At 62.5% G+C, this 14153-nt stretch carries 12 protein-coding genes; 4 read left to right on the top strand and 8 right to left on the bottom strand.

Annotated features, from left to right (window positions below; translation table 11 throughout):
* Positions 1-12 precede the first annotated feature (12 nt).
* The 3 genes from treF to G3O01_RS15060 all read left to right on the top strand — a co-directional run bounded on the left by treF (position 13) and on the right by G3O01_RS15060 (position 2989).
* Positions 13-1827, top strand: a complete 1815-nt coding sequence (gene treF, locus G3O01_RS15070) for an alpha,alpha-trehalase TreF (protein WP_277403033.1) — start codon at positions 13-15, stop codon at positions 1825-1827.
* A gap of 217 nt (positions 1828-2044) precedes the next feature.
* Positions 2045-2284: a hypothetical protein gene (locus G3O01_RS15065; protein WP_205805904.1), complete on the top strand. Its 240-nt coding sequence runs from the start codon at positions 2045-2047 to the stop codon at positions 2282-2284.
* Between the two features lie 228 nt (positions 2285-2512).
* Positions 2513-2989, top strand: a complete 477-nt coding sequence (locus G3O01_RS15060) for a hypothetical protein (RefSeq protein WP_205805903.1) — start codon at positions 2513-2515, stop codon at positions 2987-2989.
* Positions 2990-3005: 16 nt separating this feature from the next.
* Here G3O01_RS15060 and G3O01_RS15055 read toward each other — a convergent pair whose 3' ends face one another.
* The 6 genes from G3O01_RS15055 to G3O01_RS15030 all read right to left on the bottom strand — a co-directional run bounded on the left by G3O01_RS15055 (position 3006) and on the right by G3O01_RS15030 (position 11070).
* On the bottom strand, positions 3006-3716 hold the full coding sequence (locus G3O01_RS15055) for a lysophospholipid acyltransferase family protein (RefSeq protein WP_205805902.1): 711 nt from the start codon (positions 3714-3716) through the stop codon (positions 3006-3008).
* 379 nt (positions 3717-4095) lie between these two features.
* Positions 4096-6180, bottom strand: coding sequence for a bifunctional diguanylate cyclase/phosphodiesterase (locus tag G3O01_RS15050; RefSeq protein ID WP_205805901.1), 2085 nt, complete (start codon positions 6178-6180; stop codon positions 4096-4098).
* A gap of 239 nt (positions 6181-6419) precedes the next feature.
* On the bottom strand, positions 6420-6653 hold the full coding sequence (locus tag G3O01_RS15045; RefSeq protein WP_205805900.1) for a hypothetical protein: 234 nt from the start codon (positions 6651-6653) through the stop codon (positions 6420-6422).
* A 1426-nt stretch (positions 6654-8079) separates the two neighbouring features.
* Entirely contained in the window at positions 8080-10041 is a 1962-nt protein-coding gene (locus tag G3O01_RS15040; protein WP_205805899.1) for an alkaline phosphatase PhoX, read from the bottom strand.
* Positions 10042-10205: 164 nt separating this feature from the next.
* Positions 10206-10907, bottom strand: coding sequence for an SDR family NAD(P)-dependent oxidoreductase (locus tag G3O01_RS15035; protein ID WP_205805898.1), 702 nt, complete (start codon positions 10905-10907; stop codon positions 10206-10208).
* A 19-nt stretch (positions 10908-10926) separates the two neighbouring features.
* Entirely contained in the window at positions 10927-11070 is a 144-nt protein-coding gene (locus G3O01_RS15030) for a hypothetical protein (protein WP_205805896.1), read from the bottom strand.
* A 304-nt stretch (positions 11071-11374) separates the two neighbouring features.
* Between G3O01_RS15030 and G3O01_RS15025 the strand changes: the two genes are divergently transcribed.
* Positions 11375-11887, top strand: a complete 513-nt coding sequence (locus G3O01_RS15025) for a hypothetical protein (RefSeq protein ID WP_205805894.1) — start codon at positions 11375-11377, stop codon at positions 11885-11887.
* Here the strand turns inward: G3O01_RS15025 and G3O01_RS15020 are convergent.
* Both G3O01_RS15020 and G3O01_RS15015 read right to left on the bottom strand, forming a co-directional pair.
* On the bottom strand, positions 11842-12849 hold the full coding sequence (locus G3O01_RS15020) for an AraC family transcriptional regulator (protein WP_205805892.1): 1008 nt from the start codon (positions 12847-12849) through the stop codon (positions 11842-11844). The genes G3O01_RS15025 and G3O01_RS15020 overlap by 46 nt on opposite strands.
* 148 nt (positions 12850-12997) lie before the next feature.
* Positions 12998-14125, bottom strand: coding sequence for a porin (locus G3O01_RS15015; RefSeq protein ID WP_205805890.1), 1128 nt, complete (start codon positions 14123-14125; stop codon positions 12998-13000).
* Between the last annotated feature and the right edge of the window lie 28 nt (positions 14126-14153).

The raw sequence follows: 14153 nt of genomic DNA, 5'->3' as shown, positions 1-14153 counted from the left end.
ATAAGGAGCGTCATGCCGATGCAGCAAGTTCATGTCCGCCGCATTCTCTCGCGCATTCTCACGATCTCCCTCTGTGCCTCCGCGCTGCTCGTCGCGTATGTGCAACCCGCCAACGCGCAAACATCGGCTATCAGCGCCGCTTCGAGCAGCGCCAGCGCCACCACATCGCCCGTCGTGCCCGTGCCGCCCTCGGAACTCTACGGCGCGTTGTATCGCGATGTCGAACTTGCGCATCTGTACCCGGACAGCAAGACTTTCGCCGACATGGTGCCGAACGCGCCGCCGCAACAGATCGTCGCGGATTACGCCAGGCAGAAGAACGATCCGCAGTTCGCGCTGAAATCGTTCGTCGAGCAGCATTTCACGTTGCCCGCGCGCGAAACGAAAAACTACGTGTCCGACCCGAACCAGAGCGTCACGGCGCACATCGACACGCTCTGGTCGGTGCTTCGACGCGACCCTGACGCCACCGCGAGCCCGTGGTCGTCGCTGCTGCCGCTGCCTTATCCGTATATCGTGCCCGGCGACCGCTTCGACGAAATCTACTACTGGGACTCGTATTTCATCATGCTCGGCTTGCGGCAAAGCGGCCGCGAAGAATTGCTGAAGAACGAACTCGACAACTTCGCGACCCTGATCGACCGCTATGGCCATATTCCCAACGGCAACCGCACGTATTACCTGAGCCGCTCGCAGCCGCCGTTCTTCGCGCAGATGGTACGGCTCGCGGCCGAGCGCGAAGGCGATCAGGTGTATCTGCGCTATCTGCCGCAACTGCGCAAAGAATACGCGTACTGGATGGACGGCCACGACAAGATCGCGGCCGGCAGCGCGTATCGGCATCTCGTGCGCCTGCCCGACGGCACCTTGCTCAACCGCTACTGGGACGAACGCGCGACGCCGCGCGACGAATCGTACGGGGAAGACGTCGCCACCGCGCAGGCGACACCGCAGCGCAACGCGGAAGACCTGTGGCGCAACCTGCGCGCGGGCGGCGAAACCGGCTGGGACTTCAGTTCGCGCTGGTTCGCCGACGGCAAGACGCTCGCGACGATCGAAGTCACGTCGATCATTCCCGTCGATCTCAACAGCCTGCTCGTCGATCTCGAACGCACGCTGGCGAAGGCGTATCGCGTGCAGGGCGACGCGTCGCGTGCGGAGAATCTCGAGCAGCACGCCGCCGCGCGCGCGGACGCGATTCGCCGCGTGCTGTGGGATCCGCAGATGAACGCATTCGGTGATTACGATTTCATTGCGCATCGGCTCACACAGCGGCTCAGCGCGGCGACGGTGTATCCGCTGTATGCGGGCATCGCGACGAAGGCGCAGGCCGCCGCCGTCGCAGCGACGATCCGCGCACGCCTGCTGCGTCCCGGTGGACTCGCGACCACTACCGTGCGCACTGGCCAGCAATGGGACGAGCCGAACGGCTGGGCGCCGCTGCAATATCTCGCCATCACCGGCTTGCGGCGCTACGGTCACGCGGACCTCGCGCAGCAGATCGCGACGCGCTGGATCGCCACGAATGTCGCGTACTACCAGCACACGGGCAAACTGGTCGAGAAATACGACGTCGACGCCAGGGCGGGCACGACGGCAGCGGGCGGCGGCGAGTATCCGTTGCAGGACGGTTTCGGCTGGACCAACGGCGTGCTGCGCACGCTGATGGCGATGTATCCGGACGCGGCCGGTCCGTCGACGCGCCCAGTGGATGTACCGTCAGGCGCGGCGGGTGTATCCGAAGCCGCGTCCGCTGCTGCTGCCGCGCCGAAAACGACGCACAGGCTGCGCGCGACGCCGGCGCCCGCCTCGTCGCCCGCACCTTGACGCAATCCCGCCGGCGCTTTGCCAATCTGCACGGCGGCCCGCGCGCCGTCTAACTGCTTGTTACGAAACTCGCACACATGTTGCACCTTGGGCCGAAGTGCTTGCGTACACTGCGCTCACAGTCACCAGCGCGACCAGTCCGATTCGATCGCACGACGCTATTGAAATCGGGCGCGCTGGCACAACATCGCTTCGATCAAAACAAACGGATATCAGCATGACCGCTTTCGGGAAAGCCACCTTCACCGCAGCAGCACTCTTTCTGGCCGTCAGCGGGACGGCGCATGCGGCAGGTTGCATCAAGGGCGCCGTGGTCGGCGGCGTCGCGGGACACTACGCGGGGCATCACGCCGTGGTCGGCGCGGTGGGCGGCTGTATCGTCGGCCGGCATCTGGCGAAAAAGCACGCCGAAGAACAGGCCGCGCAACGCCAGGAACCGCACGCGCAGTATCAGTAACATGCGCAAGCCTCGCGATTTAAGTCTGTCTTAATTGTCTCGGCTCAATATTCGCTCGCAGGCTTGTCGTTGAACCCCTGTCGACGGAAGCAGACGCGGTAGCGCCCACTTCCGTTCCACGCAACACCGTTATCCCCTGTCGTGCCGCCAGAGCATCGGCGGCACCTTTTTCCTGCGTTTTACACGGCCAACGGCCTCGCGGGAAACGAAGAGAAGAGGTACATCACCATGTCGCACAAGTCGAAGGCCCGCAAGCAGCACCGTCCCACTCCCGCCATGTCGCCGCTGCTGCGCGCGCTGACGTTCAGCCGTGCCGCGCACGAGCCGATCACGCGGGCCATGCTGCTGCAGGGCTACGCGAGCCTCGATGCATTCCGCCGCGGCCAGGGCTCGCGCGAGCTGTTCACGACGCTCGGCCGGCAACTGCTGGTCGCCGAAGAACTCAGCCGCATCGGCCATCTGCCCGAGGCGATTGACGATATCGCCGAAGCGCAGATCGCGATGACCGACATCGACGCCGCTGAAAAAGCCGACGGAAAATGGACGGTCGAAGGCGACAACTACGCGTGGCTGACCATCGCGCTCGATACGTTCGACCGCCAGCTCGCGGTTGCATCGCTGGAAGATATTGCGAAGGCCGAAGCGCGGATGATCGAAGGCCTGATGCGCACCGAGCACGATCTCACGCACGCTGTCGCGGCCTGAGCCTGATCCGCAGCAGTCAAAGCTTCAGCAACTCGGCCTGCATCCAGTCGTGCACCTGATGGCTGAGTTCCTGAGGTGAGCGCTCGACAGGTGAGAGTGTCGGGCCGATCACGACGCGGATATGTCCCGCGCCCGTCGGCCAGCCTTTGGCGGGCCACACCTTGCCCGCGTTGTGCACCACCGGCACGATCAGCGAGCCCGTCGCACAAGCCAGCCGTACGCCGCCCGACGTGAGCTTGACGGGCGCGCCATGCGGCACCCGCGTGCCTTCCGGAAAGATCACGACCACATCGCCTTTCGCGAGGCGCTCGGCTGCTTCGCGCGTGACGGCGACGTGCGCCTGGCGCGGCGAGCCGCGATCCAGACTCACCATGTCCAGTCCCTTCAGCACCCAGCCGAAGAACGGAATGCGCAGCAAATCCTGCTTGAACACGAAGCTGATACGGCGCGGAAAGAGCGCGAGGAACGCGAGCGTTTCCCAGGTCGATTCGTGACGGCACAGGATGATCGACGGTTCCTGCGGCAAATGCTCGAGTCCGTCGATCGAGCAGCGGATGCCGAATACCGCGCGCATCACCGCGACGAGCGCGCGGCACCAGAGCGCCGCGAGCCTATAGCGCGCCGACCGGCTGACGAATGGATACAGCAGCAGCATGACCGTGGACCAGATCGTCCCGCTACCCAGCAGATAGATGATGAAAAGCCATTTGTTGAGTACAGCGCGCATGGTGTGGGGCATCGGCGGAAAGTGAGAAGGCGCAAGCCAAACCCAGATACTACCGGCGATGAAATAATCGCATCCGGCAAAACTGCAATGCAGCACGACCGGCGCCTGGCCAGCACCAAAAGAAAACGCCGGCCTGGGCCGGCGTTCATGCTGTAGTTTTGAAGGCCCAGGTCGCCTGACGGCGCCGGAAGGCTAGACCTTCGGCAAAGGTCTGCGCCGCGTGGCGCTTGTGCTTTGCCGACCGTTCAACCTTTCGCCTGTTTCGGATTATCGCGTTACGCGCAAACTTCCCCCGTGCGCAAGCACAGTATCACCGACAGACGCGCGCCCCTATGTGGCCCAGCGAACATTCAGACAAAAGACGTCTCGCCGCTGCCAGTTAAGACAGGCTCGGCTGCGGATCAGCCATGGAAAGGGCGCGCAGGTCCGCCGCCGGAACCGGCCGGCCGAGCAAAAAGCCTTGCAGCGCATTACAGCCCAGGCGCGTCAGAAACTCCTTTTGCGTCGCCGTCTCGACGCCTTCCGCGACGATCTCGATCCCCAGCGTATGCCCGAGCGCGACCACGGATGACACGATCGCCGCATCCTCCGCGTCATGCGCAAGCTCGCGCACAAAGCCGCGGTCGATCTTCAGTTCGCTCGCGGGCAGGCGCTTCAGGTACATCAGGCTCGAATAGCCGGTGCCGAAATCGTCGATCGAAATGCGCACGCCCATGTCGTGCAGGGCCTGCAGAATGCGCAGACTCGCGTCGACGTCGCGCATCGCTGCCGACTCGGTCACTTCGATCGTCAGATTGCGCGGATCGACGCGATGCCGCGCGAGGGTGTCGCGCACCAGCGCGGTCAGCTGCGGGTGGCCGAACTGCACGGGCGACAGGTTGACGGCAACGTTCCAGTCGCACGCGCCCGAATCGCGCCATTCGCGGATCTGGCGGCACGCTTCGTCGAGCACCCATTCGCCGATCGGCACGATCAGCCCCGTCTTCTCGGCAAGCGGAATGAATTCGTCGGGACCGATCAGGCCGCGCTTCGGGTGCGCCCAGCGCACCAGCGCCTCGACACCCGTGATCGGCCCATCGGGCGCGGCGAACTGCGGCTGATAGTGCAGCACCAGCTGCTTGCGCTCGATAGCCGCACGCAAGTCGTGCGTCAGCTGCAACTGGCCCTGCATGTTCTCGTTCATCGACGCGTCGAAGAAGCAATACGCGTTGCGGCCCAGCGACTTCGCGTGATACATCGCCGCGTCGGCGTGGGTCAGCGCATCGTGGCCGTCGGCGCCGTCGGCGGGACACATCGCAATGCCGATGCTGGTCGAAATGCGCAGATCGTGGCCGTTCACTTCGAACGGCGCGCTAATTGCCGCCAGCAAACGGCCCGCGACGACGCTCGCGCCCGCGTGGCCTTCGTCGGGCACGAGCAGCACGAACTCGTCGCCGCCCACGCGCGCGACGGTATCGCGCGCGCGCATGGCCGACGCGAGGCGCTCCGCCACCTGCACGAGCAACTGGTCGCCGACATGGTGGCCGTAAGCGTCGTTGACGACCTTGAAGCCGTCGAGGTCCATGAACATCAGCGCAAACTGGCCGCCGTCCGTGCGCACTTGCGCCAGCGCGCCTTCGAGCCGGCCTTCGAGCAGCACACGGTTCGGCAGCTTGGTCAGCGCGTCGTGCAACGCGAGATAGCCGAGTTCCTGATTGGCCTGTGCGAGGGATTGGGTCAGCGCTGCGTTTTCGGCTTCGAGCCGCAGTTCCTCCAGCACGGATATCGACAACGCGACGGCCGTCACGCTGAGCGTCACGATGATGATGGCGACCGCGACCCATGCGCTGTTCACGCCGTCCGTCGCCGCCGCGCATACGGTGCCGGGCGGAAAGGCCGCAGCCGACATCCCCGTGTAGTGCATGCCGACGATCGCGAGTCCCATCACGATCGCGGCGCCGGCGCGAAGCGGCCGCATGCGGCGCGAGTTGTGGCGCAGGCTGAACGCCGTTTTCAGCGCGACGCCCGAAGCGGCGATGGCAATGGCAATCGACAGCGCGAAGAGCGGCACGTCATAGACGATGCCCGGCTCCATGCGCATCGCGGCCATGCCCGTGTAGTGCATGCCCGCCACGCCGAGACCCATCAGGACCGCGCCACACGCGAGACGTCCCGCGGGCAGTTCGTCCTGACAGACGAGCCACAACGCGAATGCCGACGACGCAACCGCGATCGACAGCGAAAACAGCGTGACGATGGGATCGAAGCCGATGCGGATCGGCAGATTGAACGCGAGCATGCCGATGAAGTGCATCGACCAGATGCCGAGCCCCATGGCGAACGCGCCGCCCGTGAGCCACCAGCGCGCGGCGCGGCCCGTCGCTGTCGTGATGCGGCCGGCCATTTCAAGCGACGTGTACGCGGCCAGCACCGCGACAAGGAGCGAGAACAACACGAGAAGACTGTTGTAGCTGCCCTGTAGCATATGAGCCCCTCAGAATGTTCACCTCTGGCGCTTGCCGGACTTTGCTGAGTGAAGGCGTCCGTTATCTGCGGAAAGAGGCAGGTGAAGTACGCTTTATCGACAGCCGAAAGCAAATGTTAAGTGTGAAATGTCAATTTCCGAGGTTCTGCTCGGTTTTACGATTGCGCCCGGGGGTGCCCGACTGGATCGGCGTCGATATTCCGTGTAGGGCGCAGGCTTTCTTGCATTCAGGCGGCGCGCTAGTCGGCCATCACGAGTATGCGCACCTTGCTGTTCAGTGACGGCATAAGGAAATCCGATATACGGCCAGCGCGGACGTCGAACAGCAGTTGTTCGAGCTTGTCGAGCAGCGACGGACCTTGACTGAGTGCATAGGCGCCGGCGCTCGCGCCTTCCATCTCTTTCATGAGTGAGCGCCGCGCGCGCATGATGCGCTCGACGGCGCTGGCTCTCGATACGAAAAACTCTTCCACGAAGACCGAATCCTTTTCGTCGCGTTCTAAGTGTTCACTGCATTCGCGCCGCAGTGCAGCGGATGGTGACAGACGCGCGCATCGCGCGGACCGACGTGAAAGAAGCCGTTAGGAAGCGTAACGCGAACGCTTGAATCCATCGAAGGTGGATCGTCCTTCTGATTGCCGGCGCGCAATTCTCACGCTTCGGCAGCGGCGAAATCTGAATCCGGAACTTCCAGATTGTGGCGGGCAGGTAGTGGAATTACGCTTCGCTCAAACGTTTGCCAGCATCGGAATTCGCTCTCGTATCGGACAGGAGACATCATGCTTTCGGCTTTGGTTGAGACGGTTGGGGCGCTGGGGATTCTTGCTAGTGTTGTCGCGAAGGTCGCCGAGTTGAGGAAGGGGTATTTGCGGTGCAAGAAGGTGAAGGGTGGTGAGCGTCGCTCAGGGAGGTCGTAGGTTTGGATTGTTGGGGGGTGTTTGTCTGCGACGCTGGTTCGGTCTGCTTTTGTTTTCGCGGGCATCCGCGTGATGTTTTGCCTTGTTCATGCGTTGCCCCTGTGCGGGGTGGCATTCGCTTTTGGTTTGTCTCGCGACGCTGGGGTGGTTTGCTTTTGTTTTCGCTGGCATCCGCGTTTTGTCTTGCCTGCTTCAAGCGTCGCCCCTGTGCGGGGCGGCACCTACTTTTCTTTGCCGCGGCAAAGAAAAGTAGGCAAAAGAAAGCCGCTGAACACCGCTAATTCTTGTGCCTGCCTGAGGGCCCCCAACGGGTCCTCTCCTTCATACGGCAACCTCTCAGTCACCGCCCGTTGCCAGCGCTCTTATTGAGTGCCTCACCCGCCTCATGCTCCTGCGTCACTGCACGCGTTGTCGAATTGGACACGTTCTATAGCGGCAAACTGTGTGTCGGCTATCGCGGCCTATGCGCTTCACTCCGGACTGAAAAGCACGATCGGTGTCGTAAGAGCGCTGAGGAGTGGAGCACTACGACCGACACACAGTTTGCCACCTGGGCGGCGCAAACCACTCGCTGCCGTTTGCCGCGCTACGGGTGATTGAAGCGGGTGAGGCATCGATTCGAAGCGTTGGCAACGGGCAGTGAATGGCAGAACGCCGTGTGAAGCGGAGGAACTGTTGGGGGCCCTCAGGCGGAGGTCAAGAACGGGCGGTGTTAGCCCGCTTTCTTTGCTTACTTTCTTTGCGGCGGCAAAGAAAGTAAGTGCCGCCCCGCACAGGGGCAACGCGTGAACTACGAAAACATCACGCGGATGCCCGCGACAACAAAAGCAAACCAAACCCAGCGTCGCAAGACAAAAACCAAAACCCAAACCAAAACCAAAACCAAAACCCAAAAAAAATCCCCTCCGAAGAGGGGCCGACAACCTTCATCAAATTTTCCCCGCGATAAGACCTATAAAAAAAATCGCAGCAAGCCTGACCCTCAGGCCAACCTGATAGCGGCGGGATCAGCCGTCAAATACCCGACTGCCGCGCCGAATCGATCCTTGTAATTCGCCCGCACGAGCGGATCGAGCGTCGTCTGCACCTTCGCGTGCAAACTGGTCCAATCACCCGCATGCTGAAAATTGCTCATGATGTAAGTCCAGCCATTGATTTCGTCGACAGCATGCAGCCCCGTCGATTCAGCCCCCGCCGGGCACGACAAAATGCGCGACAAAGTCTTCGTGTCGACGTTGTACGCCCACAGAAAATTATTGACGTGCATGCCGCTGTCTTCACCGATAAACAGTGTGCGCAGTTTCTCCGAGAACTTCAGGTTGTCGGGATTCGCAATCTTCTCGGGGTTCGCAGTGTTGCCGAGGCTGTCGGCCGCCGCGAGATCTTCACCGACCAGCGCGGCAGGCGCGCTCATGTCAACAGGCACCCACTCACTGTTGATCGCCGCGCCGCCCAGGTCGCTCTGCCCGCCCTTCATGTTCAGCGCGTACACCGCGCCCGACGAAATGCCCTTGTCGAGCGCAATGTCGGTCGAATGCGCGTTGCCGCGCACCATCGACGCCGTGATCTGCGACATCGCTGAATACAGGATCTTGTCCTTCGCGTTGACCGTCGTCCCTTCGAGCTTCGTGAAACCCATGCTCGCGCCCTTCAGCGCGGCATAGCGGTGCGTCTCCAGAAACGCAGCCGCTTTCTCCATGCCCGGCTTGATGTAGACCCAGTTGAACTTGCCGCCGAAATGAATCTTCGTGTACTTCGGATCAGTCGGCGGCGTGGACTCGTTCGTGACGATATCCATGATGTCGGCGTTCGTCAGCGAGTTGGCAAGCGCTTCGATTTCGTCGCTGGTTGCGTGGCCGAGATTCAGCCATGTCAGCGTCGCAGCGCCCGCGCCCGCCGACGATGTTTGCGCCCACTTCGCCACATACAACGTCCCCGCCGACAGGTCCGCTTCCTTGTCGGCGACGAACATGAACAGGCCGCCATTGGTCGCGTCGTCGCCCATCAGCACGGTGCGCCTGTCGGGCATCACCTGGATCAGCTCGTGGGAAATACGGCCGAGGCAGTAGTGCTTCTTCGCCGTGCCCGTGCCGTCCGGGTTCACGGTGATTTCCGGCAGATGTCCGTAGTGGTACGGATTCGCCGCCGTCGTGCTGCCGTACAGATTCTGGCTGTAGGCCTGAAACTGCGTGTTGGTCGCGATCGTCGCGGCATCCGGCTCGTACTCTTCGCTCGACAGATGCGTATTCCACGGCGACAGGCTCGCGCCGCACGTGATCCACAGACCATGCGCGCCCGATGTGTCGACATTCGCGTAGCTGACCAGCGTGAGCTTGCCCGTCGCCGGGTCCTGATCGAGCGTGAGCACGGCAATCGGCGACGGCAGCTTGCCGTACATGTCGGCCACCGTCTGGTCGCGCGTCGTGTATTCGAACTGCACCACGGCGAACACGGGGTTGCCCTTCACGCCTTTCACCGTCGGCTTGTCGAGGCGTATCAGCGAAGTACCGTCCGGGCAGTCGGAGAAGAACTGGCGTTCCTTGCCCGCCACCGACCGGTCGACGATCGGCTGATTGTTGATGTCGAAATACCCGCCCGCGACGATCGCGCCGCCCGTCGTGTTCGGCACCGAATCGCCCGTGACGAAGAACGGCTGATACGCGAGCTTGTAAGCGCGGCTGCTGCCATCGGCGAACTGTGCGGTCATCGTCGAGGCGACCGTCGTCGTTGACATCGCGGCGGGATCGGCCAGCGACGGCGCAGCCATGCCGCCGAACGACGCCGCCGTGAACGCGGCCGCCACAGGTGTGCTTGCCGGCTGATTGCTGGTGCCGCCACACGCCGCGAGCAGCGACGCGGCCGCCGCGCTGCCGAGCGGCAGCATCGGCGCGCCAGCGATGATCTTGAGGGCCTTGCGGCGTGAATAGTCGAGTGGCTGCGCCATGTTCTGGTGATCCATTGTTGGGGAGGGGTGGGTTGGCTAGAAAATCAGCCCACGCCGTGGATCAGTTCGTCCATGGCGCGCCGTGATGACGCGCTAATTTAATGAATGATTATGAAATACTTTTCACAGTGTTTTGTAATATTTGATTTGGCTTCGAAAAAACCTCAGACACGCCCGGCGACGGGAATTAGCGCACCCGTGATGCACTGCGCTTCCTTCGACAGCAGAAACGCGATCACCGCGCCGATCTGCTCCGGCGTCACCCAGCGCGAAAAATCGGCGTCGTGCATGTCGGCGCGATTCTGCGGCGTATCGATGATGCTCGGCAAAATCGCGTTGACGGTTGTGCCCTTGTCCTTGAGTTCTTCGGCAAGCGCTTCCGTCAAACGCATCACGCCCGCTTTCGACGCCGCGTAAGCGCCCATTCCCATGCCCGCCTTCAGACCCGCCATTGCGCCGATATTGACGATGCGTCCGCCCACGCTCTTCGTCAAAGGGCGCAGCGCCGCTTTCGATGCATTGAGCGCCGTCTTCACGTTCACATCGAACATGCGCTCCCAGGTGTCGGCGCTGCCGTCGGCGACGGTCTCCCAGCTAAAGCCGCCCGCAATATTCACCAGCCCATTCAGGCCGCCGAGCTGACTCACGATCGAATCGACCGCACGTTGCGCGGCGTCGCGCTCCGCGAGATCGACACCGCCCACGACACACGCCTGAGCAAGCGACGCAGGCAGGTCCGCAGGCGCCCTGCCTCTGCCGATCAACGCGACCTTCGCGCCTCGCGCGGCCAGCACTTGCGCTGTCACGAGACCGAGATTGCCGAAGGCGCCCGTAATGGCGACGATGGTTCCATCCAGATTGTTCATGAAGTACGCGCTCCCAACGCTAGTCGATGCCTGTCGATAACGCACGCCCCGTCACGTTGTTATTCACGACGCTGGGCGCGCACTCGACGACAGTGTTGTCGGTAGGTTCGCTCGCGTCAATCGACGTAATCGCGATGTCGTCGTCGCCGTTAGCAGGACGCACGGCAAAGCTTGGCGGACGTGCGGCAAAGTGCGTACCGCACGCACGACAAAACTGGACGATCGGACAAAGAGCCGCGACGCAAAGGCAAGGGTGTTTGAGAGGCGTTGCCGCATAGTGGTTCTCGAGACGGCATCGAGCACCATGAAGCATCTGTTGCAGCAGGTACGTTCTAACGACGTCAGGCAGCAAGGTCTTGTGAAGTCAGGGTGTGCAGCCTTTTCTATTGCCGTAGCGGGACGCGACGCGTCGTTCGCGATCGGCCACGAAAACTCGCGACCACCCTTGCGTAACAGGAGGCCTCGTCATGCATCATCTGCCCGACACGCCACAGCGCTTCACCAGCGACGTTTCCCCTGCTCTATTGCTTGCGCAACTGCAAGACGATCCGCTCGTGCGTGAGAGCATCGCACTGTTGCCGCCTGTGTTGCTGATCGCGCTGCTGCATGTGCAGGCGCATGTCGGATGGGACGCATGCTTCGCAGTCGTGCGGCAGTTGAACAATGATCACGGCAGGCATATGCGCGAACTCAGCACTGCGCTGTCGCTGTTGAGATCGCTGCGCGGTACGCGGATACTCGATCCGCTCGTATGGCATGCCGTAGCGCGCCGCCTGTTGCACGCGATTGCGGACGAACTGCACGCCATGCATTCGATGCCTGCACAAGCGCCGCGACGACGCATCTCGACGGGTATTGCGCGTGACGGACTGAACCGGCGCAAGCATGCGCTGCAAACGCTGCGTCATGGCATGCAGACACTGGAACTCTGGCGTTACTGGCTCGCTGCGAGAACCTCGGCGCCGTTGACATGGCTATGACGTTTTCTCCACGCTGCGGGCGGCTGTCCGAACTCGCGCCTGAATGCGCGATGGAACGCCGATTCCGATTCGTAGCCCACCTCTTCGGCAATTGCTGCAATCGCCTTGCTGCTGTACGACAGTTCCTGCGAAGCAACGATCAGCCGCCAGCGTGCGAGGTATTGCATCGGCGGTTGCCCTAGAAGATCGCTGAAGCGGGCGGCAAACGCGGAGCGTGAGAGACCGACTTTTCGCGCGAGTTCGTCGACGGTCCAGTTGTAGGCGGGCTGCGCGTGCAGGATCGACAGCGCGCGGCCGACGAAGCGGTCCTTCACGCCCGCGAGCCAGTTCTTGCGGTCCGCGGGCAAGTCGTCGATGCAGCGCCGCACGGCCCACACGAACAGCAGTTCCGACAAACGCGAGAGCACGATGGCGCTGCCTGCGCGGCGTTGCGCCGCTTCCGCGGCGGCATAACGCAGCGACGCCTCGATCCATGCGGACTGCGGATCATTGCGTACATCGACCTTGAAAAGACGCGGCAGCGAACCGAGTACCGGGTTGCTCAGCGCGTCGTCACATGCGAGAAAGCCGCACAGGATGCGCGTCGGCGGCCCGCCGCCGCCGTACGTGAGGTTCAACACTTCGCCCGGCATGGTCGCCAGTTGCGTTTCGAGCAGCGGCCCGGCGGGAACGGGTTCGACATCGAGCGCGCTTGCCATGATGTGCGCCTCGCCTTGCGGCACGACGAGCAGTTCGCCCGCATGCACGCAGATGGCGGGATCGTGGGAATCGGGCAGGCGTGCCCAGCACGTGCCTTCCGTGACCAGATGATAGGAAACGACGCGGTCCGATCTCGGCAGATACGAGAGGCACAGCGCCTGATCGGCCTGGCCGATCAACGACCACGGCGCCGTCAATTCAGCGTGAAGATAAACCGCGCCGCCCAGGCGCACGACGCGCAGCACGTCGGAGACCGCATCCATGAAGCACCGTCCTTCATTTTCGGCAATTTGCTAAAAGACGGTACATGTACCGTGTTTTGCAAGTTCATCGAAAGGATACTCTCGCTGTGCGGAAGCGTCGCGCGCATTGCACAACGCACGCGTCGGCGTGCGCATGTGCGTGCATTCATCAGAAGTTGTGACGCAGGCCGATCATTGCTGCCGTCGTGCTGACGCCCGGCGCAACAGGCTGACCATAGACGATGGTCTGGTTCATCGTGCCCGTGTTGTTGACGTGGCCGACCTGTCCGTACACAGCCGTGCGTTTGGACAGACTGTATTCGGCGCCGACCGCAAATTCCGTCGAATGGTTGTCCGAGTGGTTCGCGTCTTTCAGGTAGTAGATGCCCGAGGTCACGCGCAGCGCCGGAGAAATGATGTAGCCAAGCCCGAACGAGTACATGTCGAAGTCGGCCTGATTGCTGTGCGCCGGATTTTTCCCCTTGCCGTACGACGCGGAAATAAGGAAGTCATGAAACGTGTACTTCGCGCCGAAGTAGAAAAACCGGTTGTTGTTCAGGCCCGTCAACGGCGCGCCGGGCGCGGGATTCGCATCGTGCCCGTTGTAGTACGCGGCAGCGAGATTGAGACCATAGTTCGAATACTTGAGCACCGCCGATTCGCGCGTGCCGCCCTGGAATTCGCCCGGCACGCCGCCCGGCGCATATTCGAGTGCGAGCGACACGCCCGCGAAGGTCGGCGTCTGATACACGAGCGCATTGCTGTCGTACAGCGCGCCGATCGGACCGTTGGTGCTCGTGCCCGCCCAGCCTGCCGCCTGATTGACGCCGAGCCACGCCGTCAGAATGCTGCCGAAGTATTGCGCGTTGCGCACATCGGTTTCGGCCATCGCGTAGATCATCGGTACGATCTGGCGGCCCGCGTTGAACGTGCCGATCGGTCCCGACACGCCCACGGTCGCAAACTGGTTGAACATCGCGGTGACGCCCGGCGTGTCGCTGAGTCCCGACTTCCCCGTGCCGCTATCGAACGAACCCTGCAACTTGAAGTTGACGCGATAACCGCCGCCGATATCTTCGCTGCCCTTCATGCCCCAGACGCTCGAATAGATGCCGCCGTCCTTGAAGCGATAGATCTTGCCGAGATTCTTCGCGTTCGGCGCGAACGACGCCGCCGCCGTGCTCTGATACAGCATCCCCGAGTCGACGACGCCATACAGCGTCACCGACGACGTCTGCGCATGCGCCACGCTCACGCAGCCAAGAAGCGCAGCCGCGCCAACCAGTTTCGAGTTCATCAAGTCTCCGTCTATTGTGGTGAGCCCG

The organism is Burkholderia sp. Ac-20365, from assembly GCF_017104715.1.
GTDB lineage: Bacteria > Pseudomonadota > Gammaproteobacteria > Burkholderiales > Burkholderiaceae > Paraburkholderia.
This window is presented reverse-complemented; position numbering and strand designations above follow the sequence as displayed.

What these genes read in the sequence shown, in the direction of transcription:
- G3O01_RS15050 (WP_205805901.1), bottom strand. Translation starts at nt 6,180, where the DNA reads ATGCTACAGGGCAGCTACAACAGTCTTCTCGTGTTGTTCTCGCTCCTT.
- G3O01_RS15025 (WP_205805894.1), top strand. Translation starts at nt 11,375, where the DNA reads ATGCATCATCTGCCCGACACGCCACAGCGCTTCACCAGCGACGTTTCC.
- G3O01_RS15020 (WP_205805892.1), bottom strand. Translation starts at nt 12,849, where the DNA reads ATGGATGCGGTCTCCGACGTGCTGCGCGTCGTGCGCCTGGGCGGCGCG.
- G3O01_RS15065 (WP_205805904.1), top strand. Translation starts at nt 2,045, where the DNA reads ATGACCGCTTTCGGGAAAGCCACCTTCACCGCAGCAGCACTCTTTCTG.
- G3O01_RS15060 (WP_205805903.1), top strand. Translation starts at nt 2,513, where the DNA reads ATGTCGCACAAGTCGAAGGCCCGCAAGCAGCACCGTCCCACTCCCGCC.
- treF (WP_277403033.1), top strand. Translation starts at nt 13, where the DNA reads ATGCCGATGCAGCAAGTTCATGTCCGCCGCATTCTCTCGCGCATTCTC.
- G3O01_RS15055 (WP_205805902.1), bottom strand. Translation starts at nt 3,716, where the DNA reads ATGCGCGCTGTACTCAACAAATGGCTTTTCATCATCTATCTGCTGGGT.
- G3O01_RS15035 (WP_205805898.1), bottom strand. Translation starts at nt 10,907, where the DNA reads ATGAACAATCTGGATGGAACCATCGTCGCCATTACGGGCGCCTTCGGC.
- G3O01_RS15015 (WP_205805890.1), bottom strand. Translation starts at nt 14,125, where the DNA reads ATGAACTCGAAACTGGTTGGCGCGGCTGCGCTTCTTGGCTGCGTGAGC.
- G3O01_RS15040 (WP_205805899.1), bottom strand. Translation starts at nt 10,041, where the DNA reads ATGGCGCAGCCACTCGACTATTCACGCCGCAAGGCCCTCAAGATCATC.